Annotated in this window: 21 protein-coding genes and 1 tRNA gene; 16 read left to right on the forward strand and 6 right to left on the reverse strand. The window is 64.1% G+C overall.

From position 1 onward, the window contains the following. Positions 1-51: 51 nt before the first annotated feature. The 8 genes from DDQ68_RS13215 to DDQ68_RS13250 all read left to right on the forward strand — a co-directional run bounded on the left by DDQ68_RS13215 (position 52) and on the right by DDQ68_RS13250 (position 10,508). Positions 52-2,508, forward strand: coding sequence for a TonB-dependent receptor (locus DDQ68_RS13215; RefSeq protein ID WP_109656713.1), 2,457 nt, complete (start codon positions 52-54; stop codon positions 2,506-2,508). 116 nt (positions 2,509-2,624) lie between these two features. Beyond that, a complete protein-coding gene (locus DDQ68_RS13220; RefSeq protein ID WP_109656714.1) occupies positions 2,625-3,098 on the forward strand; it encodes a hypothetical protein in 474 nt (157 codons plus the stop codon). 70 nt (positions 3,099-3,168) lie between these two features. Continuing rightward, positions 3,169-3,426, forward strand: coding sequence for a hypothetical protein (locus DDQ68_RS13225; protein WP_109658428.1), 258 nt, complete (start codon positions 3,169-3,171; stop codon positions 3,424-3,426). 90 nt (positions 3,427-3,516) lie between these two features. Further along, complete coding sequence (locus tag DDQ68_RS13230; protein ID WP_109656715.1) at positions 3,517-4,221, forward strand: VIT1/CCC1 transporter family protein; 705 nt, start codon at positions 3,517-3,519, stop codon at positions 4,219-4,221. A 180-nt stretch (positions 4,222-4,401) separates the two neighbouring features. Then, the gene (locus DDQ68_RS13235; protein WP_109656716.1) at positions 4,402-7,605 is read left to right on the forward strand and encodes a SusC/RagA family TonB-linked outer membrane protein; all 3,204 of its coding nucleotides are present in this window, start codon (positions 4,402-4,404) and stop codon (positions 7,603-7,605) included. A 21-nt stretch (positions 7,606-7,626) separates the two neighbouring features. After that, positions 7,627-8,925, forward strand: a complete 1,299-nt coding sequence (locus DDQ68_RS13240; RefSeq protein ID WP_109656717.1) for a RagB/SusD family nutrient uptake outer membrane protein — start codon at positions 7,627-7,629, stop codon at positions 8,923-8,925. Positions 8,926-9,337: 412 nt separating this feature from the next. Then, positions 9,338-9,637 (forward strand): heme-binding protein, encoded by a 300-nt coding sequence (locus tag DDQ68_RS23910; protein WP_245897036.1) that lies wholly within the window; start codon positions 9,338-9,340, stop codon positions 9,635-9,637. Positions 9,638-9,647: 10 nt separating this feature from the next. Then, positions 9,648-10,508, forward strand: coding sequence for a transporter (locus DDQ68_RS13250; RefSeq protein WP_109656719.1), 861 nt, complete (start codon positions 9,648-9,650; stop codon positions 10,506-10,508). A 141-nt stretch (positions 10,509-10,649) separates the two neighbouring features. On the opposite strand, the gene DDQ68_RS13255 is transcribed toward DDQ68_RS13250, so the two are convergent. Next, the gene (locus tag DDQ68_RS13255; RefSeq protein ID WP_109656720.1) at positions 10,650-10,916 is read right to left on the reverse strand and encodes a hypothetical protein; all 267 of its coding nucleotides are present in this window, start codon (positions 10,914-10,916) and stop codon (positions 10,650-10,652) included. A 57-nt stretch (positions 10,917-10,973) separates the two neighbouring features. Next, complete coding sequence (locus tag DDQ68_RS13260) at positions 10,974-11,258, reverse strand: hypothetical protein (protein ID WP_109656721.1); 285 nt, start codon at positions 11,256-11,258, stop codon at positions 10,974-10,976. A 144-nt stretch (positions 11,259-11,402) separates the two neighbouring features. Between DDQ68_RS13260 and DDQ68_RS13265 the strand changes: the two genes are divergently transcribed. From DDQ68_RS13265 to DDQ68_RS13275, 3 genes are all read left to right on the forward strand, one after another. Then, positions 11,403-12,002 carry a thioredoxin family protein gene (locus DDQ68_RS13265; RefSeq protein WP_109656722.1) on the forward strand — a complete coding sequence of 200 codons (600 nt, stop codon included), beginning with the start codon at positions 11,403-11,405 and terminating at the stop codon, positions 12,000-12,002. Positions 12,003-12,099: 97 nt separating this feature from the next. Continuing rightward, the gene (locus DDQ68_RS13270; protein WP_109656723.1) at positions 12,100-12,462 is read left to right on the forward strand and encodes a hypothetical protein; all 363 of its coding nucleotides are present in this window, start codon (positions 12,100-12,102) and stop codon (positions 12,460-12,462) included. Positions 12,463-12,466: 4 nt separating this feature from the next. Then, positions 12,467-13,036 carry a helix-turn-helix domain-containing protein gene (locus tag DDQ68_RS13275; protein WP_109656724.1) on the forward strand — a complete coding sequence of 190 codons (570 nt, stop codon included), beginning with the start codon at positions 12,467-12,469 and terminating at the stop codon, positions 13,034-13,036. Between the two features lie 106 nt (positions 13,037-13,142). Here the strand turns inward: DDQ68_RS13275 and DDQ68_RS13280 are convergent, their stop codons facing one another. Then, a complete protein-coding gene (locus DDQ68_RS13280) occupies positions 13,143-13,484 on the reverse strand; it encodes a four-helix bundle copper-binding protein (RefSeq protein WP_109656725.1) in 342 nt (113 codons plus the stop codon). A gap of 201 nt (positions 13,485-13,685) precedes the next feature. Here DDQ68_RS13280 and DDQ68_RS13285 point away from each other — a divergent pair, with 201 nt between their 5' ends. From DDQ68_RS13285 to DDQ68_RS13295, 3 genes are all read left to right on the forward strand, one after another. Continuing rightward, positions 13,686-15,170, forward strand: coding sequence for a hypothetical protein (locus DDQ68_RS13285; protein WP_109656726.1), 1,485 nt, complete (start codon positions 13,686-13,688; stop codon positions 15,168-15,170). A gap of 261 nt (positions 15,171-15,431) precedes the next feature. Then, positions 15,432-17,636: a B12-binding domain-containing radical SAM protein gene (locus DDQ68_RS13290; RefSeq protein ID WP_109658429.1), complete on the forward strand. Its 2,205-nt coding sequence runs from the start codon at positions 15,432-15,434 to the stop codon at positions 17,634-17,636. An 86-nt stretch (positions 17,637-17,722) separates the two neighbouring features. Next, entirely contained in the window at positions 17,723-18,637 is a 915-nt protein-coding gene (locus DDQ68_RS13295; protein ID WP_162550090.1) for a class I SAM-dependent methyltransferase, read from the forward strand. A 167-nt stretch (positions 18,638-18,804) separates the two neighbouring features. Here the strand turns inward: DDQ68_RS13295 and DDQ68_RS13300 are convergent, their stop codons facing one another. From DDQ68_RS13300 to DDQ68_RS13310, 3 genes are all read right to left on the reverse strand, one after another. Then, the gene (locus DDQ68_RS13300) at positions 18,805-19,842 is read right to left on the reverse strand and encodes a hypothetical protein (RefSeq protein ID WP_162550091.1); all 1,038 of its coding nucleotides are present in this window, start codon (positions 19,840-19,842) and stop codon (positions 18,805-18,807) included. A 68-nt stretch (positions 19,843-19,910) separates the two neighbouring features. Continuing rightward, positions 19,911-20,459: a GNAT family N-acetyltransferase gene (locus DDQ68_RS13305; protein ID WP_109656729.1), complete on the reverse strand. Its 549-nt coding sequence runs from the start codon at positions 20,457-20,459 to the stop codon at positions 19,911-19,913. A gap of 51 nt (positions 20,460-20,510) precedes the next feature. Beyond that, the gene (locus DDQ68_RS13310) at positions 20,511-20,783 is read right to left on the reverse strand and encodes a hypothetical protein (RefSeq protein WP_162550092.1); all 273 of its coding nucleotides are present in this window, start codon (positions 20,781-20,783) and stop codon (positions 20,511-20,513) included. Positions 20,784-20,878: 95 nt separating this feature from the next. Here DDQ68_RS13310 and DDQ68_RS13315 point away from each other — a divergent pair. Beyond that, positions 20,879-20,951: transfer RNA gene (locus DDQ68_RS13315), tRNA-Gly, on the forward strand. 199 nt (positions 20,952-21,150) lie between these two features. Next, the gene (locus DDQ68_RS22900; RefSeq protein ID WP_162550093.1) at positions 21,151-21,942 is read left to right on the forward strand and encodes a HipA family kinase; all 792 of its coding nucleotides are present in this window, start codon (positions 21,151-21,153) and stop codon (positions 21,940-21,942) included. The last annotated feature ends 45 nt before the right edge of the window (positions 21,943-21,987 follow it).

Here is a 21,987-nt window from a genome sequence, read left to right on the forward strand (position 1 = left end):
GCTTTTCAGCTGGCTATTGGCCGCGCCTTGTCTTTTCAACTTGCGTATTTTATGAAACAACTTGTTCTCTTACTGTTACTTATTCCTTTTCTAGCGCAGGCCCAGGCACAGAGCCTGCGCGGCCAGGTGCTGGACGCCGAAGGCCGGCCGGTGCCCTTCGCCAGCGTGGCCGTGCCGGCCCTCACCCAGGGCACCGCAGCCGACGACAACGGCCGCTTCAGCTTCGCCAACCTGCCGGCCGGGGCGCAACAGCTGCAAGTAAGCGCCGTGGGCTACGCCACCACCAACATCAGCGTCACGATTCCGGCCGCTAAAGCTTTAACCATTAGAGTAAAGAACGAGGGCAAGACGCTGGCCGAAGTAGTGGTAACGGGCGTGGGCCGGGCCACCGAAATTCGGCGCTCGCCGGTGCCCATCGCAGCCATGTTGGGCAAGGAAATCCGCCTCAACGCCAACTCTAACGCCATTGATGCGGCTGTGCGCGGCATTCCGGGCCTGTCGGCCGTGACCTCGGGGCCCAACATCAGCAAACCTTTTATTCGGGGGCTGGGCTACAACCGGGTGCTCACCATGTTCAACGGCCTGCGCCAGGAAGGGCAGCAGTGGGGCGACGAGCACGGCATTGAGGTGGACGGCTACGGCGTGGACCGCGTGGAAGTGGTGAAGGGCCCCGCCAGCCTGCTCTACGGCTCCGATGCCGTGGCGGGGGTGGTGAACCTTATTCCGGCCCTGCCCCGGGGCCCCGACGGTGAGCTGCACGGCGAGGCGCTGGCCGAGTACCAGGGTGTGAACGGCATGGTGGGCAACTCCCTGGCTTTCAATTACCAAAAGAACGGCTTCCAGACCAGCCTGCGCGGTAGCCGCCGCCAGGCCCACGACTACCGCAACCCTGTGGACGGCCTGGTGTACAACACTGGCTTCCGGGAAGTGCAGGTGACCGGCATGGTAGGCGTGAAGAAGGAGTGGGGCGGCGCGCACCTCTGGCTATCGACCTACGACGACCGCCAGGAAATACCCGATGGCAGCCGCGACTCGCTGAGCCGGCGTTTTACCCGGCAGGTGTTTGAGGGTGACAAGGACGACATCAAGGACCGGCCGGTGGTGAGCGACCACGAGCTGAAAAGCTACGGCATCAGCAACTTGCGCCAGCGCATCCAGCACTACCGGGCCTTTGGCACCACCGAAATCCGGATGGGGCCCGGCGAGCTGCGGGCGCTGCTGGGCGTGCAGCAAAACCACCGCCAGGAGTTCAACCACCCCACCGACCCCACTCAGCCGGGCCTCGACCTGCAGTTGACCACCGTGAACTACCAGGCGCGCTACCTCTTCGATGCCATCAACGGCTACGAGTTCACGGTGGGGGCCAACGGCATGAGCCAGGACAACCGCCACCTCAACGCCACCGACTTCCCAATTCCACCCTTCCGGCTGTTCGATTTAGGCGGCTTCGGGCTGATTAAGAAGTCCTTTGGGGCCCTGGAGCTGACCGGCGGCCTACGCTACGACACCCGGCACGTGCATTGGAACAACTACTACGTGGGCCCCGACCCGGCCAACGGTTTTGAGCAGGCCGTGGGGGCCACTGCCCCCGATGCCAGGCTACAGTTCGCGGATTTCCAGCGCACCTTCACGGGAGTTTCGGCCAGCCTGGGCGGCTCCTACGCTCTGGGTGATAAGCTGGTGCTGCGCGCCAACATTGCCCGCGGCTACCGGGCCCCCAACGTGCCCGAAATCGGCTCCAACGGCCTCGACCCCGGCGCGCACATCATCTACCTGGGCAACCGCTCGTTTGTGCCCGAGTTCAACGTGCAGGAAGACATCGGCCTGCTGTACAAGTCGCCCGATTTTGAGGGCAGCGTGGAGGCATTTTACAACCACGTCAACAACTTCATTTACCAGGCCAAGCAGTACGATGCCAGCGGCCAGCCCCTGCGCGACCCGGTAGGCAACTCCACCTACCAGTTCCAGCAGGCGCAGGCCAACCTTTACGGCGGCGAGGTGGCGTTCAATATTCACCCCACGGCCCTGCCCTGGGTGAGCCTACGCACCGGCGCGGCCCTGGTCATCGGCCTCAACGAAAACGCCGCTTTGCACGAGCGGGCGGGCAATGCCGGCCGCTACCTGCCCCTGATTCCGGCCCCGTCGTCGCGCTCCGAAATACGCTTCACCGCACCCGAGCGTGCCGGTACGCCTTTCACGGGCAGCTACTTCCGCTTCACGGTGGATGCCACCGCCACTCAAAACCGCTTCTACGCCGTGGACGGCGCCGAAACCCGCACCCCCGGCTACGTGCTCTGCGGCGTGGGCGTGGGCACCAGCCTACGCACCAAAAGCGGCCGCGAGGCCGTGCAGCTGGTGCTACAAGGCGACAACCTCTTCAACGTGGCCTACCAGGCCCACCTCAACCGCCTCAAATACTTTGAGTATTACCGCTCTTCGCCCAATGGCCAACTGGGCATCTTCAGCCCCGGCCGCAACCTGAGCATGAAAGTAGTGGTGCCTTTTTAAGCTGTGCGGTAGGGTGCGGGGCTTGCCCCCGCCCGTCGCTGAACGATTGGCGCTGGATGCGCGCAATGCCGGGCGGGAGCAAGCTCCGCACCCTACTCACTTTAACTTATATCTACATGAGCTATAACGAAAGCCAGGATTGCTTGGGCCAAGCCGAAGCTGCCCTCTCCCACGGCCAGTACCAGCAGGCAGCGGGCCAGTACGAAGCCGTAGTAACCGGCCTGGGGCCCTCTGCCGGCCCCGCCCGGCCCCTCACGCCGCAGGCTTCCCTACTGGTGCGCGACTACGCCACCGCAAGCCGCGGCCAGAGCGCGGCCCTGGCCCGCCTCGGCGAAATGGAGGCCGCCGAAAGCACCCTGCTCACCGCCCTCAGCCGCCTGCGCGGCTGCATCAGCAACCTGGGCACGCCCGCCGCCGGGCGCGCCCCGCTACTCACCGAGTATAAGCTGTGCTTCTACGCGCTGGCCGACTGCTACTTTGCCGGGCAGCGAACCGAAAAGCTAACCGCTTACGTGCGCCGCCACGCCCCCGAAATTCAGCGCTGGGCCCAGGACCTGCACCTGGTGCGGGCCACCCCGGCCAGCAACTAGCCGCGCGGGCGGTTGTGCGCGCCTATATTTTTCACTAGTCGTTCGTTTTCACCCAAGCGCCCTTTTGACCATGCCAACCCTCAACGACCAGGCCGAGCAGCACATTGGCGGAACCAAGGGCCTGCACAACCATGTGCACGACCTGATTCACGACCCCAGCACCCGCCTCGACGCCCTGTGGCGTTACGACCAGTGCATTGCCAACGCCGAAAAAGGCGAGGCTGACAACAGCAAGCAATTCTGGCAAATCCTAAAAGCCCAGGAAATCAAGAACGTGGACGGCCTCAAGGAGCTGATTCGCAAGCGCGTGCAGAACAAGAGCCTCTAGCCTTTTTTTCATTCATCAGTAGCTGATTGGCCCGGCGGCAACTTGTGCCGTCGGGCCCCTACGCATGACTACCTGCTTCGCCATTTTTTTATGTCTGTCGCTGTTTCACACCCCGAAGCCCACCTCACCAGCTCCGCCTTTCTACAGGACATCGTGATTGGCCTCTCCGATGGCCTGACCGTGCCCTTCGCCCTGGCCGCCGGCCTGAGCGGGGCGGTGCAGTCGTCGGGCCTCATCATCACGGCCGGGCTGGCCGAAATCGTGGCCGGCTCCATTGCCATGGGCCTGGGCGGCTACCTGGCGGGCCGCACCGAAGTAGAGCACTACACCGCCGAGCTGGCCCGCGAGCACGAGGAAGTGCGCACCGTGCCCGATGTGGAGCGCCGCGAGGTATGCGAGCTGTTCGTAGAGATGGGCCTCTCCCATGCCACCGCCACTCAGGCCACCGCCGAGTTGGTGCAGGACTCCGCGCAGTGGGTGCGCTTCATGATGAAGTACGAGCTGGGCCTGGAGGAGCCCGACCCGCGCCAAGCCCCCAAAAGCGCCGCCACCATTACCGCGGCCTACGTGGCGGGCGGCCTACTGCCGCTGAGCGGCTACGTTTTCACCGCCACCCCGGCCGAGGGGTTGCGCTGGTCGGTACTCATCACGCTACTGTGCCTACTGGTGTTCGGGTATTTTAAGAGCCGCCTCACCGGCCAGCCGCCGGTTGCTGGGGCCCTGCGCATGGCGGCCATTGGCGCGGCTGCCGCCGGGGCCGCCTACTACGTGGCCCGGCTGGTGCAGGGAGTGTAGCGCGGGCAGCCTGGACTCTGTGAGTCAGCGCGTGGGAACGTTATTCGATGCCCCCACGCCCGGACTCACAGAGTCCAGGCCACTGCCCGCGCCATGTGAAGGCAAGGTCAAGAGAATTAGCTAAAAGTGTCCTATAATTGACATTACAATTTGCTTCTCTCCCCCTTACCTCTTCGCAATATGACTCATGCTTACTTAGCCAGGAAGTTTTGTGCCACCGGGATTTGCCTGCTGCTGGGCCTGCTGCTGCCTGCGACAGCGGGGGCCCAAACCGGCCAGCGGTTTACGCTTGTGGGCCAAGTGCGCGATGTCGGCGGGCAGGGCCTACCGGGCGCCACGGTACTACTGCGCGGCACCACACAGGGCGCCACCAGTGGCTCCGACGGGGCCTACTCCATCACGACGGGTACGCTGGCACCGGGGCCCTACACGCTCACGTTTTCGCTGGTGGGCTACAAAACGGAGGTGCGCCCGCTCACGCTGGGCGGGGCCGAAACCATAACCACCGACGTGCTATTGGCCGAAACCCGCCAGAACCTCGACGAAGTGGTAGTGGTGGGCTCCACCGTGACCACCAGCCGGCGCGAGTTGGGCAACGCCATCAGCACCATTAGCGGCAATGAGCTGACGCAGAGCGGCTCGGGCGGCGTGCTCAACTCGTTGCAGGGCAAGGTGCCGGGCGCACAGATTGTGCAGAACTCGGGCGACCCCGCTGGTTCCATCTCGGTGCGCCTGCGCGGGGTGCATTCGCTGGCCGGCTCCTCCGACCCGCTCTACGTTATTGATGGCGTAATAATTAGCAATGCCAGCACCAACGTGTCGCAATTGGCGGCGGCCAACGATGTGGGCGCGGCCAACCCCGGCCAGAACCGCCTGGCCGACCTCAACCCCAACGACATTGCCAGCATCAACGTCATCAACGGGGCCGCGGCGGCGGCGCAGTACGGCTCGCGGGCATCCAATGGCGTGGTGCTCATCACTACCAAGCGCGGGCAGAACAGTGCACCGCGCGTATCGTTTTCTACTAGCCTTCAGTTCAACGAGTTGCGCCACATGGTGCCGGTGAATACCTACGGTAAGCAGTTTGGCTTTGCTGGGCTGCGGCTCTACCCAATTGGGGGAATTTCGCCGGCCCAGGTGGCGGCCAACCCCGGCACTACCACTACCGGCATCACCCGCGCCAACGCCACTACCCAATTGGCTACCAATGAAGTAGATGTGACGCGCTACAACTACTTCGACCAGATTTTCCGGAAAGGCTACGGCACCGACAACGCCGTGTCGGTGGCCGGCGGCTCGGAGCGCACGCAGTACTACTTCTCGCTTGCCTACCTCAAAAATCAGGGCATTATTAAGGGCACCGATTTCACGCGCTACAACCTGCGCGCCCGCATCGACCAGCGCCTCACCGACTGGGCCAAGGTATCGGCGGGCGTGAGCTACATCAACAGCGCATCCAATGAAAAGGCCAATGGTAACGTCTTCTACAGCCCCATCAACTCGGTCAATATCACCAACAACATCTACGACATTACCCAACGCGACGCCAGCGGCAATCTGCTGGCCATAGAGCCCACCCGCGTAAACCCGCTCTCGACCATCGAGGACATGAAATTCACCCAGGGCATCAACCGCACGGTGAGCGATGTGCAGCTGAATCTCACGCCCGCCAAGGGCCTGTCGGTTGATTATGTACTGGGCGTGGATACCTACTCGCAGGCGGGGCAGAGCTACATTCGGCCCTACCCGTACCAGGCCACGGCGGGTTTGCCGGCTGCCCGCTACCCGCTGGGCTACGCCGCCAACGGCAACAACGTAGTGTTGCAGCTCAATTCCGACGTGAACGTGGGCTACGAGCATAACTTCACCGAAAACCTCAAGTTGAACCTGCTGGCCGGCTACAGCTACCAGCTTAGCCAGCAAGATTATACCACTACGCAGGGCCAGAACCTGGCCCCGTTCATCACCACCATTAGCGGGGCCTCCAACACCACCGTTACGTCGACCTACCTGCCCGACCGCTTCGACCTGAGCGGCTACTACGGGCAGGCTACCGTAGGCTTTCGCAACCTGGCCTTCCTCACGGGCTCGCTGCGGCGTGACCGCTCCTCGAAGTTTTCGGCTTCCGAAACCAGCCAGCTATACCCCAAAATCAGCGGCTCGCTGGTGGTATCCGATTTGGCCTTTTGGCAGGGGGCCAGCTACGTTAAGGCCATCAACAGCTTCAAGCTGCGGGCGAGCTACGGCGAGGCCGGCAACCTCACGGGCATCAATTCCTACGACCGCTTTTACCAGTTTACACCGGTGGGCTTTTTGGGGAAAAATACCATTGTGCCCGGCACCACCCTGGCCAACCCCGCCGTGCGCCCCGAGCGCATGGGCGAGCTGGAAGCCGGGGCCGACCTGGGCTTTTTGGGCGACCGCGTGGGGCTGGGTATCACGGTGTACCAGCAGAAAATCAGCGACTTGGTGGTACGCCGCAATCTGGCCGCCAGTACCGGTGGTTCCAGCATTGTGAACAACGTGGGCGCGATGCAAAACCGGGGCCTGGAAATAGTGCTGAGCGCTACCCCGGTAAAGACCAAGGACTTTGCCTGGGACGTAACCCTCATCTACAACCGCAACCGCAACAAGATAACCGATCTGCCGGGCTCGAACGGAGCCACCCAGGCCATCTCGGTAGACAACGTGGCCGGCGCACCGGTGTACCTGCTCAACGGCCAGCCGGCGGGCGTGTTCTACGGCTCGGCCTACGCCCGCAACGCCGACGGCTCGCTGCTACTCACGCCCCAGGGCTTCCCGCAGGATGAGCGCACCAGCGGCCAAGCCGTAGGCTCGACCACCCACGTGCCCGCCCGCGAGGCCAACGGCCAGCCCAGCTACGCGGCCGGTACTACCGTGGCCAACGTGGTCATCGGCAACCCCAACCCCAACTGGACGGGCTCGTTCAACACCAATTTCGCCTACAAAAAGCTGGCGCTGCACGTGCTGCTCGACGCCGTGCGCGGCGTGAGCGTGTTCAACGCCGACAAGCGCACCCGGCAGGGCGTGGGCCTGGGCGACTACGCCGAGCAGGAGCTGCGCGGCAACCTGCCCCGGGGCTACGTCTTCGCCGTGTACAACACCCAGGAATTTCGTATCGACGATGGCTCGTACGTGAAGCTGCGCGAGCTGGCCCTGAGCTACGCCCTGCCCACTATCAGCAAGTACATCAGTGCGTTGAATGTGGCCGTGGTGGGGCGCAACCTCTATTCCTGGGACCACTACAACGGCTTCGACCCCGAAACCAGCGCCGGCGGCGCGTCCGATTTGCTGCGGGCCATCGACTTCGGCAACGTGCCCATTCCGCGCACCTACCAACTCAAGCTCTCGGCCACGTTTTAGGTAACTTCTTGCTCTAGCACTATGAAAAAGCTATCCTTCCTGGCCGCCCTGCTCTCACTTACGCTTGGGGCCTGCAACAAAGAGTACCTCAACCCCAGCACGGCCAGCCAGACGCAAGTCGTGACCTCCTCCGACGGCCTGCTCACGCTCTGCAACGGCTTGCAGTACCGCTACGCCACGGGCGGCCTGCTGAGCGTGCTCTACAACGCCACGGCCCTGGGCGGCCTCAGCACCCGCGAGCTGGCTATTCTCAACGTGGGCAATATTGAGGAATACAACGTGAGCCTGGGGGCCGGCAACGTGAGCAACAGCAACGGCGTGGTGCGCAACGTGTGGACGCAGTGCCAGCTGGTGCGTGCTAACGCCGACCTCGTGCTGGCCAACGCCGGCAACGCCCCCGACGCGGGCACCCGCAGCGGCATTATAGCCTACGCCAGCATTTTCCGGGCCCTGGCGCTGGGCACGCTGGCCGAGTTTTTCGAGCAAGCGCCCCTCGTGACTGGCGACAACGCGCCCTTCGTGCCCCGCGCCCAGCTGCTGGCCGAGGCCGTGACCCAGCTCGAAACCGCCGCCGCGCAGCTGGCCACCACGCCGGCTTCGGCCGATTTTACGGCCAAGATTGTGCCCGGCCTCGACCTGCCCAATACCCTCCAGGCCCTCATTGCGCGCTACAGCCTCGAAGCCGGCAACTACGACAAGGCCCTAGCCACCGCCGCCAAAGTGGACTTAACCAGAAAATCGGTGTTCAACTTCGACGACAACACCCGCAACCCGATTTTTGAGGTAGCCTTCGGCAACCGCAACGTGTTTGAGCCCACCGATGCCAGCCTGGGCCTCACCGGCGCGCTCGCGCCCGCCCCCGCCGACCAGCGCCTACCCTTCCTGGTGCGGGCCAACCCCACCGCTACCCAAAACCGGGGCCTGGCCTTTTATACCGCCAACAGCGCGCCCATTCCGGTGTATTTGCCCGGCGAAATCCTGTTGATTCAGGCCGAAGCCTCCGCCCGCAAAGGCAACTTGCTCAGCGCCGTGGCGGCCCTCAACAAAGTGCTGACCAAAACGCCTGCCCAGGATGTATACGGCCTCGGCGCGGCCCTACCCCCCTACGCCGGTCCCCTCATCCCTGAGGCCGTGCTACTCGAAATCCTGCGCAACCGCGACATCGAGCTGGCCTTCCAGGGCTTCCGCCTGCCAGACAGCCGCCGCTTTGGCCGGCCCGGCCCCAGCACCCCCGGCGCCGAGCGTAACCGTACCTTCTACCCCTACCCGCGCACCGAGCGTGAGAATAATTCAGCTACCCCTGCCGACCCGGCTATCTAGAAGTAATAGGAAGTACCTAAAAACCAGAGGGGACGCCATGTGTACATGGCGTCCCCTCTGGTTTTTAGGTTGCTGTAAACAGTTACCTGAAATTACCCTGGAGCACGGCCACCACTACGAAGCAACCTAAAAAACACGAAGTTTACCATTGATAGTCAAGTAGATGCTTAGGTGGGCTCGTGCTTAGCGTCGAAAAGACCGTGTAGCCCTGAATTCACCTTGTCTTCACCAAACAAAATTCGTTGAAAAAGCTGTTTTTAATCCTACTGGGCACGGGCCTGCTGCCGGGCGCAGCGGCTGCGCAGGCCACCCGGCCAGGGCCCCCACTACCTACCTGGCTCCTACCGCCCGCCTCACGGCCCTGGAACTGGCCGCGCGGGCCCGCGCCAAGGCCGCCACTCTCAACCAGCAGGTGTCGGTGGCCTTAGTGGACGCCAGCGGGCAAACCATCCTGCTCACGCAGGGCGACGGCGTGGGGCCCCATAATACCGAGGCCGCCTGCCGCAGAGCCTACACGGCCCTCTCCACCAAAACGCCCGCCCTGCTGCTGGGCCGCAACGCCCGCGCCAACCCCGACACCCAGAACCTGGCCCACCTGCCCGAATTGCTGCTGTTAGGCGGCGGCGTGCCGCTGCGCTACCAAGGCCAGGTAATTGGGGCAGTCGGACGTCGGCCGCTGGGGCCCGCGCTGCGTATGCAGGGCAAATTTTAATTTCTTTCGAATGCCCCGTTTCTACGCCTGCCTACTGCTTGGCTTGGCCCTGGCCAGCCCGGCCGCCGCCCAAAAGCTTCAGAACGACACCGTTAGCGTCGACAAGAGCAAGTATACCATTTTTCGGCCCACGCCGCGCAAGTACATGCGGCCGATGGTGCCCGACCGCCCGGGCATCACCGAAAGCCCGTACTCGGTGGATGCGGGCCACTTCCAGTACGAAACCGATGCCCTGCGCTTGCTGACGCGGCGCGAGGGCAGCACTTACGGCCACGACTGGTACGTGAACCACGCGCTGGCCAAAATCGGCCTCACCGACCGCACCGATTTCCAGGTCGGCGTCGACTCGTACACTGACACCCGCAACTACAACGCCGCCGACCCCAGCCAATCGCAGCTGTACCGCGGTTTCGGCGACGTGACGCTGCGCCTCAAGCACACCATTGCCGGCGACGACAACAGCCGCTGGGCCCTGGGCCTGATTGGCTACGTGACGCTGCCCACCGGGGGCCCCCGCGGCGACGGGGCCGTGGAATACGGGGTGGTGCTGCCCGCGGTATACCAAATCACCAAGCCCTGGAGCATTGGCGGGCAGGTGGCGGCCGCTGTGTACTGGGACCGCGACACCCAGGCGCGCTATCTCCAGCTCACGCCCACCTTCACTACTGATTACCAGTTCAGTAAGCTAGTGCAGGCCTTTGTGGAGCTGGTGGGCTACTGGGATGTGCGCCAAGCGTCGTGGCGCAGCTCCATTAACGTGGGGCCCCAGCTCGACATCAGCGACAACGTGCAGCTCGATTTCGGCACCCACCTACCCGTCACCCACGGCGTCGACCGCGAATATTTCCTGGGCATCAGCTTCCGACGCTAATAATTGTTAGAGCAGTTTTCAGGTCCGTGCACGGTCCCGAAAACTGCTCTAACAATTATCATTTAACAACTGATGGCAGGCAATGCCATTGCATAAGGCTCAGTCTGCCGCGGGTTGTTAAATGATGATTGTTAAATGATATTATTTGTCCGACTTGCCGTCGTGGTTGCTGTCTGTGCGGGTATCGGCGGCCTCGTAGCCCTGCTCTTGGGTACCGCTTTTGCCGGGGCGGCGCAGGCCGGCCACGATGGAGTCGCCGCTGGGGTTGGCCTGGATGATGTCGCCGTGCTTGGGGCCACTCTCCTCTACGTGGGTAGAACCGTACTTTTTGGAATCGCCGCACGCGCTGACGCTAAGGCCGGCGGCCACGGCGGCAACCAAGAGGAGGGGACGAAAAAGGGTTTTCATGAGGTAAGAAAAAAATAGGAAAAGCCGTGGATAACGGCGTGGGTAAGCAGCGCGGCGCTAGTGGTCGGCCTTGCCGTCGCGGTTGTGGTCTACGTGCTCGTCGGCGTGCTCGTAGAGCTGCTCGCCGGTGGGGCGGCTCGACGTGTTGCGGTGCAGGCCAGCCACGGCTGAATCCTGGCCCATGCCGGCAGGGGGAATGCCTTCTTTGGGGTCGAAGGTTTTAGCAGCGCTGTTCTCGACATTGACTGCGCCGGGGGTGCTGGCGTTGCTGCTGCAACTGGCCAGGGCACCAACGAAGGCAATGGCCAGCAAGACGGGGAGGGGGCGCAAGTAGTTTTTCATGGCGATAAAGCAGAAAGAGCAGAAAGAGCCCGGCGGTGGCTCCCCGGTGCAAAGGTAAACGCAACCTCCGGCCCTGGGTTGGGTTAACTACCCGGCGGCTGGTTATTTTACCCGGCCGTTTCGCCCTTTCGCCTTTCTTCGCTCATGTCCGCCTCTTCCACTTCCCATGCTTTGCCGGCCCCGGCCTACACCTACGCCGAGTTCCGGGCCTTGGTGGGCACGCTGGCCACCGAGCACCGCACCACCGGCCCCGACCAGGGCCCCGCGCTGGTGCGCTTCACCGAGCAAAACCAGCAGCACCTCGACCGCGCCTACGCCCTGCCCCTGCTGCCCGCACTCGTGGACCGCCTGCGCCACCTGCCCGCCCCCCAGCGCTGGCTGGTGCTGGGCGAGGCTTGGTGCGGGGACACCGCCCACGAGCTGCCCCTACTGGCCCACCTAGCCGAAGGCAGCGGTGGCCGCGTGGCCCTGCACGTGCTGCTGCGCTCCGAGCACCCCGCCTTCATGGCCGCCCACCAAACCAACGGCAAAAACAGCATTCCCAAGCTCGTGATGCAGGACGCGGCCACCGGCGAAACCGTGGCCGAGTGGGGGCCCCGCCCGGCCGAAGCGCACGAGCTGGCCCAACGCCTGCACGCCGACCCCGAACAGCACACGACCGCCATTGTGCGCCAGATGAACGAGTGGTACACCGCCGACCAGGGCCAGTCGTTGCAGCGCGAGCTGCTGGCGGTGCTGGCGTAGCGGAGGGCACTATTCCGGGACCGGGGCGCGTTGTAGCGGCCCGGCCCGCGAGGCCCTTATAAATTTCCGTGTAATTTCACCTGCTCAATTGCCCTCCATGCCCCAGCCACTGCGCCTGCGCTTTGCCCGTTTCCTGGCCCCCGGGCCGTGGCGGCGGGTAGGCGTGCTGGCAGCAGTCAGCTTCGGGCTGGCCCTGGCGCTGGTGGGCTACGTGTTCGGGGCCGATGGGCATTTCTTCAGCCGGCTGGCCCCGGCGTTCTTTATCTTTTTCTGGCTGCTGGCTGTTACCTTCCTAGCCGTGGTACCGTTTGTGGGCTGGGCCACCGAGCATTGGTTTGGCCGGGGGTGGGCGGCTTCGTCGCCCACCCCGGCGGCTCGGCGGCCCCGCCCGACCCTGGCCCGGGAGTCTGTTCGTTCCGTATCTTCAACCGCCGCCGCAGGGCGGCCTTCAAAACGTTAGTTATATGTCTACGAACCTGCTATACATCAAAAACATGGTGTGCCCGCGCTGCGTCGAGGCCGTGCACAACCTGCTGGAGCGCGCCGGTTACAAGACCAAAGCCGTAACGCTGGGCACCGCCGAGCTCGACGCTACCACCCCCGTCGATCCCGAAACCGTGGCCCCGCTGCTCGAGGCCGCCGGCTTTGAGCTGCTGCGCGGCCGCGCCGAGCAGCTCACCGAACAAATCAAAGCCCTGCTCGCCGACTACCTCGAGCACCTGCGCACGGCCCGCTCGCCGCTCACCACCTCGGCCTTCCTCACCGAGCGGCTGGCCGCTACTTACTCGCACCTGAGCAAGGTATTTTCGCGCACCGCCCACCTCACCATCGAGAAGTACCTCATCCGCCTCAAAATCGAGCACGTAAAGGAACTGCTCAGCTACGGCGAGCTCACCCTGAACCAGATTGCCGACCAGATGCGCTACAGCTCAGGCCAGCACCTGAGCAACCAGTTCCGCCAGGTCACGGGCCACTCCGTGAGCGAGTTCCGCCGCCAATCCTTGCCGGCCCGCCTCTCGCTCGACGCGCTGTAAGGCACAGGTTTTAGATTTATGAAAAGGGGCCCCTACCAAATTGGTGGGGGCCCCTTTTTGGTTGATGGCTGTAGCGCTGAAGCGCGGACTTTAGCTACGCTACAAGTTATTTATACGATTTGCAGGCTTCCAGGCAGGCTTTGCAGGCGGCGGCGCATTCCTGGCAATGCTGGTGCTTGTGCTGGGCGCATTCGTCGTGGCACTTCTGGCAGATTTCAATGCACTCTTTGAGCACGTGCGGGGCGTGGTCGGATCCGCGGGCGATGAAGGCGGCGGTGAGGCGGCAGATGTCGGCGCAGTCGCGGTCGAGGCGGATGCAGGGCACCATCATCGCAATATCGTCTTCGCCGAGGCAGGCGGTGGCGCAGTGCTCGCAGGCGGCTACGCAACGGGCGAGGGCGTCGAGCACGTCTTGGTGGGCGGGGCGGGGGGCGGTGGAAATGGCCATGTACTGGGGCAGGAATAAGTGGAACAAATGAGCGGCGACGTGCCGCCCACATTGGCTTACGGGGCCCCGGCCGCCGGGGGCGTGCAGCATTCGGCCCAAAGCCAATACCATTCGGGCGGGGCCCCAAATCGTGAGGGCTCCCGGGCCGAATTGCATTGGCCCGCGTGAAAACCGGGTGAGGAAAACGAACGTTGTAAGGTTATGCACACTCCGCTACTCCCTTCCGCCGCCCGGGGCCCCAAGCGGGCCGCCGCCAGCCTGCTGGCCGCGGCCCTCGTGGCCCTGGCCGGGGCCCCCGCGCACGCCCAGCAGCCCGGCACCATGCCCGGTATGGCCATGCCGATGCCCGCCGACACCGCCCGCCCCAAAAAACCAATGGCCCCCATGAGCGGCATGGACCACGCAGGCATGGGCATGAGCAGCTCCGACGACAACCCCACCATGTCGGCCGCCACCTCGCGCAACCTGCCCATGAGCCGCAACGGCTCGGCCACCAGCTGGCAGCCCGACGCCACGCCCATGTACATGTGGATGACCCACAAGGGCCCCTGGATGGTGATGGCCCACGGTGGCGCCTACGGCCGCTACACCAGCCAGAACTTCAACCACAGCGGCGGCCGCGGCCACGCCAACGCCGCAGACGGCCCCAACTGGGGCATGGCCATGGCCCAGCGCAACGTAGGGCCCCACGGCCTGCTGAACCTCACGCTGATGATGTCGCTCGACGCGCTGACGGAAACCCGCGGCGGCTACCCGCTGCTGTTCCAAACCGGCGAGAGCTACAAGGGCCAGCCGCTCATCGATAAGCAGCACCCGCACGACCTGTTTTCGGGCCTGAGCGTGGGCTACGTGCAGGCCCTGAGCCCGGACGTGGACGTGAGCCTGTATCTGGGCTACCCCGGCGAGCCGGCCATCGGGCCGGTGGCGTTCATGCACCGCATTTCGGCCATGCCCAACCCCGACGCGCCCCTCTCCCACCACTGGACCGATGCCACGCACATCGCCTTCGGGGTGGCCACGCTGGGCGTGCGCTACAAGCAGTTCAAGCTGGAAGGCAGCAACTTCACCGGCCGTGAGCCCGACGAGCACCGCTATAATTTCGATAAGCCCCGCGCCGATTCCTGGGCCGCCCGCCTGAACTGGAACCCCAGCCGCGAGCTGGCTTTGCAGGTGAGTCGCGCCTTCATCAAAAGCCCCGAGGACCTGCACCCCGACGAAAACGTGACCCGCACCACGGCCAGCATCCTGCACAGCCACAGCTTCGGCGATGCGCGCCACTACATCGCCTCGGCCCTAATTTGGGGCATGAACCAGGGCTCCACCCCGCACCCCGAGCACGCCGTACTGGCCGAAACCAACCTCACCCTGGGCCGCCCCACCTTCTACGGCCGCTACGAGTTCGTGCAGAAGGACAGCGAGGAGCTGGGCTACTACTTGCAGGGCCCCGCCGACGAGCCCATTTTCTCGGTCTTCAACGTGCACGCCCTCACGCTCGGGGCCAGCTACCGCCTCACCGCCGACGGCTTCCGGGGCCCCGAGGTACACATCGGCGGCCAGCTCACGGGCTACGTGCCGGCCGCCGCGCTGCGCCCGCTCTACGGCGACGTGCCCCTCTCGGCCTCGGTGTACGTGCGCCTGAACGCGCCCTGGATGAGCATGGGCAAAATGAGCGGGATGAAGATGTAGCAGCAGGCGGGCGCGGGGCGGGGCGGGCTGTCGGCTTTTCGCCGGCTGCCCGCTAGTCGTTGAATCGCTGAATCATCGGGTTTTCCCAGGGGCCCCACCCGGGCCAACCCGCGCCAGCATGGGCCGCTCCTGGGGCCCCTGGCGATTACCGGGCAGCCGGCGGAAAGCCGGCAGCCCGGCCCGTTTCCGCACGCCGCGTAACCGCCACCGATTCTGCCCGACCTTTGCGGCCACTGAACCCGGGGCCCCCTGGCCGGGTTGATGGCTACTGTGTCGCTCGCTGCTCCCAAAATTCTGCTCATCACCCCGCCGCTCACGCAGCTCAACACCCCGTATCCGGCCACGGCCTACATCAAGGGGTTTTTGAAGGGCCGCGGCTACGACGTGGCGCAGGCCGACCTGGGCCTGGCGCTGGTGCTGCGGCTGTTTTCGGTCGATGGTTTGAAGCGGGTTTTCGCCGAAATAGAAGCGGGCGATTTTAGCCTCAGCGATAACGCCAAACGGATGCTGCGGCTGCAAAACCGCTACCTAACCACCATCGCGCCAGTTGTCAGGTTCCTGCAAAACAAGGACTTGACCATAGCCCCGCGCATCTGCCACGGCCGCTTCCTACCCGAAGCCAGCCGCTTCGATAACGTGGCCGACCTCGAAACCGCCTTCGGCACGATGGGCCTCACCGACCAGGCCCGCCACCTGGCCACGCTCTACCTGGAGGACCTGGCCGACCTCATCAAGGAAACCGTGGGGCCCCACTTCGGCTTCTCGCGCTACGCCGAAAAGCTGGCCCTCTCCGCCACCAGCTTCGAGCCGCTGCACCAGGCCCTGCAAGCGTCGGCTAATTTGCTGGATACCCTGCTGTTGGAAGAGCTGGACGCCCTGCTGGCGCGCACGCAGCCCGACGTGGTGGGCTTCACCGTGCCCTTCCCCGGCAACCTCTACGGGGCCCTGCGCCTGGCCCAGCACATCAAGCAAACCCGCCCCGAAACGCGGACCATCATGGGCGGCGGCTACCCCAATACGGAGCTGCGCACCATCCAGGAGCCGCGCTTTTTCGATTACATCGACCACCTGACGCTCGACGACGGCGAGGGGCCCTGGCTGCGGCTGTTCGATTTTTGGGCCGGCAAAATCCCGCAAAGCGAGCTGCAGCGCACGTTTTTGCGCGATGACGCGGGCCAGATTCAGTACGTCAACCACCCGCACCCCGACGTGCCGCACCCCGAAGTGGGCACGCCCGACTACTCCGACCTGCCCCTCACCGACTACCTCTCGGTACTCGAAGTGCTCAACCCCATGCACCGCCTCTGGAGCGACGGCCGCTGGAACAAGCTCACCGTGGCCCACGGCTGCTACTGGAAACGCTGCTCGTTTTGCGACGTAACCCTCGACTATATCAGCCGTTACGAAACCGCACCGGCCACGCTGCTCGTGGACCGTATCGAGCAAGTGATTGCCCAAACCGGCCAAACCGGCTTCCACTTCGTGGACGAGGCCGCCCCGCCCCTGGCATTGCGCGACCTGGCCGTGGAGTTACTCCGGCGGCGCGTGGCCATCACGTGGTGGGGCAACATTCGGTTCGAGAAAACCTTCTCGCCCGACCTCTGCCGGCTGCTGGCCGCCTCGGGCTGCATCGCTATTTCCGGGGGCCTGGAGGTGGCCTCGGATAGGCTGCTGGCGCTCATGGAAAAGGGCGTCACCATCGGCCAAGTAGCGCGCGTCACGGAGGGTTTCACGCAGGCTGGCATCATGGTGCACGCCTACCTGATGTACGGCTTCCCTACCCAAACCGCCCAGGAAACCGTTGATTCGCTGGAAGTTGTGCGGCAGCTGTTCGCAGCCGGCGTGGTGCAAAGCGGCTACTGGCACCGCTTCTCGATGACGGCCCACTCGCCGGTGGGAAAGAACCCCGCCAAGTACCAGGTGGCTGCCGTGGGCCCCGAGCCCGCCGGCTTCGCCTGGAACGACCTCTGGCACGACGACCCGCTGGGCACCGACCACGAAGCCTTCGGCCCGGGCCTCGCCAAAAGCCTCTACAACTACCTCCACGGCGTGGCCCTGAACGAGCCGCTGAGCTTCTGGTTCGACTTCAAAACGCCCAAAACCACCACCCCGCGCCAGCTGGTGGCCCAGGCCCTGCAAGCCCCCGAAAAGCCCGATTTCGCCAAGCAAAACCAGCGCCTGTTCTGGCTCGGCAACGCCCCCGAGCTACACGTCGAAGCCGGCAAAAAAGGCGCCCGCGCCATCATCACCTGCTACGAGCAAGCCGAGGATTTCGAGGTGAAGGCGCCCGAAGCCGCCGGCCGCTGGCTGTACGAGCTGCTCGTCAAACTGACCCACGACTACGATACGAAAGTGCTGCTAAAAGAAGCCGCCACTACGTTCCCAGCTGCGGCAGGTCCGTTCGAGGCCTTCCTCATCAGCCCCGCCTGGCAGCTGCTGCGCGAAAAAGGCCTGCTGCTGCTGTAACTGTAGCGCGGCTGTAGCGCGGACTTTGTAGTCCACGGCTCTCGCTTCATCCTGCCGATTAATCGTTGGGCGACTGTTCGCGGCTCTTGCTTCGTCCTGCTGATAACCGCTCAGCGACCGTTCAGATCCGCGGACTACAAAGTCCGCACTACAGCCGTACTACGGCCGGCGGGGCTAGCTTCGTGCCCGTGTCGCGCCTCTCCAAAACCCTGTCTGCCCTCGCCCGCCTGGCGCGCAACCCCTGGCTGCTAAACGCCGTGCTGGCCGCCGACACCAGCGCGTGGCAACGCCGGGCCGGGGCCCACGCCGCCCGCTGGGGCGTAGGGCCCCAGGGGCTGCCAGTGGTGCCGCTGCGCCACTTTCTGCCCCCAAACGGTACCGATACCGCAGCGCCCTTCGCCTTCCAGGACGGCGGCTCGCTACCCACCGATTTGCTGCTGCTGCGCGGCCTGGCCCGCCAGCGCCCCGGCTGCCGCTACTTCGAAATCGGCACCTGGCGGGGCGAGAGCGCGGCCAACGTGGCCGCCGTCGCCGCCTCGGTCCACACCCTCAACCTATCGGCCGCCGAGATGCAGGCCCTGGGTTTGGCGGAGGAATACATCGGCCTGCACGGGTTTTTCTCGCAGGCTTTGCCCAACGTCACGCACTTGCACGGCAACTCCGCCACCTACGATTTCGCCGGCCTGGGCCCGCCGTTTGATTTGATTTTCATCGACGGCGACCATCACTACGAGGCCGTGCGCCGCGACACGGCCCGCGTGTTCGCGCACCTCGTGGGGCCCCAGACCGTGGTGGTGTGGCACGACGCCAGCCGCCAGCCCGGGGCCCCGCGCTGGGAGGTGCTGGCCGGCTTACTCGACGGCCTGCCCGCCGCCGCGCCCGGCTACCTGTACCAGGTAAGTCATTCGCTGTGCGCCGTTTACAGCCCGCATCCGCTGCCCACCACGCCGCCCGGGGCCCCGCCGCTGGCCCACCGCGTTACGGTAGCGCTGCCGCAGTAGCAGCGCCAAGCGTTTGTTTGAAATTAAATGAATTATTGGGACGTCATGCTGAGCGCAGTCGAAGCATCTCTACTACACACTAAATCAATTGTTTAGCGAAGCAATAGAGATGCTTCGGCTGCGCTCAGCATGACGTTCTAATTGTCTGTTTAAATAAAAACGAGCACTTACTGCGGACGGGGCAGCCACTGCACCACCGCATCGGGCAGGCCCGGGGCGAAGGTGGCCCCCCCGGGGCCGGGCACCAGCAAACCAGGCCCAGCGGCGCGGTAGGTGCGCACGGCTGGGCTGCGCAGGGCCCCGCGCAAGCCGGCAGCGGCCGCGGCGGCGCTGGTTCCGCCACCCCCATACAGGCCCAGCATGGGCAGCTTTTGGCGGGCCAGGGCGCGGTAGGCATCGCGGCTGGCGGCGGCGGCAGGCGCATTTTGCACGATGAAGAACGCCGTGCGGGGGCCCCCGGGAGCGGCCAGGGCCAGCGCCGTGGCGTCGGCCCGGGAGCCTGTGGCCCAGGTGCCAAGGTTGGCGGTGTCCACGCCGGCGGTGTTGCGTAGCAAACGGCGGGCGGCGGCCAGCAGAGCCCCGGTGGGGGCCGGACTGGCCGAATCGGTGGCGGGCAGCAGCAGCACGGTGAGGCCGTAGCGGGCCAGGGCATCGGCCCAGATGGCGGCGGCGGGGCCCGTGGCGGCGTCGGGCAGCAGGGCCAGGCCGGGGCCCGCGGTGCGCACGTCGGCGGGGGCAAACAGCCAGGCCGAGCCCTGGGCCTGCGGCACTTCCTCGACGCGGTAAACGGTGGGCGTAGGCGGGCCGCGCCGCACCAGCAGCACGGGCGCCTGCGCCGAATCAAGGCGCAGCGTACCGCGCCAGAAGTTACCGTCGAGGGTCAGGGCCAGCGTTTCGCCGGGGCGGCCGGGGCGCACGAGGCGCAGCGCCCCGCCCTGAAACGCCACGGTGTCAGCCACAAAGCTCAGGGCTGGGGGGCCCGTCAGCTCGGCGGTGTAGTGGCCGGGGGCGGGGTGGCGCAGCTCCAGGGCTACGGGCTGGGCGGGCTGCCCGGCGGCGAGCTGCACCGTGCCCGCGTAGTGGCCCACGGGCGGCGGGGCGGGCGCGGCGCGGTCGGTCCCCGGCTGGCAGGCCGGCAGCCCCAGGGCCCCGGCCAGCGCAAGCAGCACCAGCCGCCCGGGCCCGCGCTGGGCCGCGGCAAGCAAGCGCCGCCTCAGAGCGGGTGGGGCCCCGGCGGACCGGCGCGGGGCGGGGCTGTCGCCCGGGTGGGCCCTCATCGGCCGGCCAGGCCTTTGCGCAGAATCAGGTCGCGGTCCACGGTTTGGCCCATCTGGAAGTCGTGGGCCCCGATTTCACGGAAGCCAAACCGCTGGTAGAAAGCCAGGGCGCGGGCATTTTTCTCCCACACGCCCAGCACTACGGCGTGGCAGTGCAGCTCATCGGCCAAGGCCAGCACGGCGCGCATCAGGGCCGCACCCAGGCCAGTACCTAGCCAGTCTTCGGCCACGTAGAGGCGCTCCACTTCGAGGCGGCCGGCGGGGGCGTCCTCGCCTTCGGGCAGGCCCAGGGCGGAGGGTTCGCGCAGCTTAGCGTAGCCCACCAGGGCCCCCTGCATGTGGGCCAGCAGAAAGGTGTTGGCCGAATCCTGCAACTCGGCCAGCTGCTGCGCGGGCCCGAAGGTTTCGGCCAGGAACGCGGCCATGTCGGCGGGCGCGGTGGTGGCGGCGAAGGTATCCTGGAAGGTTTGGCGGCCCAGGTCGGCCAGTTGGGCGGCGGTGGCGGCGTTGGCCTTGGCCAGCGCAATGCGGAGGGGAGACGACATAAGGGCAGCAAAGGTGGGGCCCCGCCGGCCAACCAAGCCCCGGGGCGGGGGCTAAAGGATAGTTTTTTTGACTGGGCCGTCGACCAGCTGGCCGCCGCGCAGCAGCCGGCGGCCGTAACGCACCAGCAGGCTGGCCCCCACCAGGCCCAGCAGGTACAGCAGCACCAGGCCCACTTCCAGCCCGCCCTCGATGCCCTCGATGGACCACGCATAGGCCGCAATGCTCAGTCGAATCAACTGGCCCAGCCCCAGCAAGATGCCGGTCCAGAGGAACATCCACCCCAGGAGGCGGCGGGTAGCGGGCGAAAGGGGAGCGGCGGCCATACCCCGTTTCATACGCCGCCCGCCGCGGCCGGGTTTTTAGCGGCCGAGCTTGTCGATTGGCCCCGGCACCGTACTTTTGCCTTACCAAACACCCCGCGAGAGTAGCTCAGTTGGTAGAGCATCAGCTTCCCAAGCTGAGGGTCGCGAGTTCGAACCTCGTTTCTCGCTCATTAATTAACAGCCACTTATCTACAATGATGGGTGGCTGTTTTGGCTTTTGGTTTAGCATTCAGTTTACTACAGGTATTTTTTAGATTATCAGCAGTAAATGGTTTAATCTACAGCCCATTGTGGATGTTATCTGCTAGATAATTGAAGACAAAACTATCTTTATCAACTTCAGCAGAGATACTCGCTTTCAATTGTTTTGCTTCCCATATACAAAGCCCTGTCTTTTATTAACGTACTGCCAGGAGGAACTACGCGGCCTTGGGCTATATACGTTCTTGGCGAGGATAATAAACCTCATCAATTTGTTGTAAAAGTTTTTAGAGATAACCCCTTGCAACCACAGCCTGCTGTGGCGAACGAAGTGTTAGGATTTGCAATGGCTGAATTATTTGAATTGCAGACACCTCAGGCCGCCTTTGTTGAATTTACTCAGGATTTTATTGAAACCCTTGCTCCGCAGCAGCTAGAACAATTAGGAACAGCACAAGTGGGCTTGAAATATGGTTGCCGATATATTGAGACTCCTCACCGATTCTCACCGGCCTTGGCGAAGCGATATCTTGCAGGGTATGATATGGCCTCGATATATGCGTTTGACAATCTAATCCTCAACCGAGACCGTGATGCAATCAAGCCTAATATGCTGTTGGTAGGCCAAGATGCCTACCTAATCGACCATGAAATAAGCATAGTAGGCGCTGGTTACGCTCAGAAAGAGCTTGAAATCGGAGAGTGGACTTATCAATACCAAGAACATGTTTTCTTTAATCATCTCAGATCAAATCAGTTAGAGGATATTTTAAAACTTTTTAACACGTTCACATGGTATTTGCAAAACGCTAATTTTGATGAACTACTACCATACTGCGAACAGTTGATAGAGTTAGGATTTGACGTCGAACACTTTGCCTCGTTCTACCGATACCTTCGCTATCAAAATGCCAATAGTAGCCAATTTGAAGACATACTGAAAAGAACTTTGCTGTGAAACCCTTCTATTTCAACCTGCTAAAATATGTACACTCACCCTTCT

The sequence above is a fragment of the Hymenobacter nivis genome, from assembly GCF_003149515.1.
Lineage (GTDB): Bacteria > Bacteroidota > Bacteroidia > Cytophagales > Hymenobacteraceae > Hymenobacter > Hymenobacter nivis.

Excerpts from the sequence above, each read along its gene's own strand:
- DDQ68_RS13215 (WP_109656713.1), top strand. The coding sequence starts at position 52 with ATGAAACAACTTGTTCTCTTACTGTTACTTATTCCTTTTCTAGCGCAG.
- DDQ68_RS13220 (WP_109656714.1), top strand. The coding sequence starts at position 2,625 with ATGAGCTATAACGAAAGCCAGGATTGCTTGGGCCAAGCCGAAGCTGCC.
- DDQ68_RS13225 (WP_109658428.1), top strand. The coding sequence starts at position 3,169 with ATGCCAACCCTCAACGACCAGGCCGAGCAGCACATTGGCGGAACCAAG.
- DDQ68_RS13230 (WP_109656715.1), top strand. The coding sequence starts at position 3,517 with ATGTCTGTCGCTGTTTCACACCCCGAAGCCCACCTCACCAGCTCCGCC.
- DDQ68_RS13235 (WP_109656716.1), top strand. The coding sequence starts at position 4,402 with ATGACTCATGCTTACTTAGCCAGGAAGTTTTGTGCCACCGGGATTTGC.
- DDQ68_RS13240 (WP_109656717.1), top strand. The coding sequence starts at position 7,627 with ATGAAAAAGCTATCCTTCCTGGCCGCCCTGCTCTCACTTACGCTTGGG.
- DDQ68_RS13250 (WP_109656719.1), top strand. The coding sequence starts at position 9,648 with ATGCCCCGTTTCTACGCCTGCCTACTGCTTGGCTTGGCCCTGGCCAGC.
- DDQ68_RS13255 (WP_109656720.1), bottom strand. The coding sequence starts at position 10,916 with ATGAAAACCCTTTTTCGTCCCCTCCTCTTGGTTGCCGCCGTGGCCGCC.
- DDQ68_RS13260 (WP_109656721.1), bottom strand. The coding sequence starts at position 11,258 with ATGAAAAACTACTTGCGCCCCCTCCCCGTCTTGCTGGCCATTGCCTTC.
- DDQ68_RS13265 (WP_109656722.1), top strand. The coding sequence starts at position 11,403 with ATGTCCGCCTCTTCCACTTCCCATGCTTTGCCGGCCCCGGCCTACACC.
- DDQ68_RS13270 (WP_109656723.1), top strand. The coding sequence starts at position 12,100 with ATGCCCCAGCCACTGCGCCTGCGCTTTGCCCGTTTCCTGGCCCCCGGG.
- DDQ68_RS13275 (WP_109656724.1), top strand. The coding sequence starts at position 12,467 with ATGTCTACGAACCTGCTATACATCAAAAACATGGTGTGCCCGCGCTGC.
- DDQ68_RS13280 (WP_109656725.1), bottom strand. The coding sequence starts at position 13,484 with ATGGCCATTTCCACCGCCCCCCGCCCCGCCCACCAAGACGTGCTCGAC.
- DDQ68_RS13285 (WP_109656726.1), top strand. The coding sequence starts at position 13,686 with ATGCACACTCCGCTACTCCCTTCCGCCGCCCGGGGCCCCAAGCGGGCC.
- DDQ68_RS13290 (WP_109658429.1), top strand. The coding sequence starts at position 15,432 with ATGGCTACTGTGTCGCTCGCTGCTCCCAAAATTCTGCTCATCACCCCG.
- DDQ68_RS13305 (WP_109656729.1), bottom strand. The coding sequence starts at position 20,459 with ATGTCGTCTCCCCTCCGCATTGCGCTGGCCAAGGCCAACGCCGCCACC.
- DDQ68_RS13310 (WP_162550092.1), bottom strand. The coding sequence starts at position 20,783 with ATGGCCGCCGCTCCCCTTTCGCCCGCTACCCGCCGCCTCCTGGGGTGG.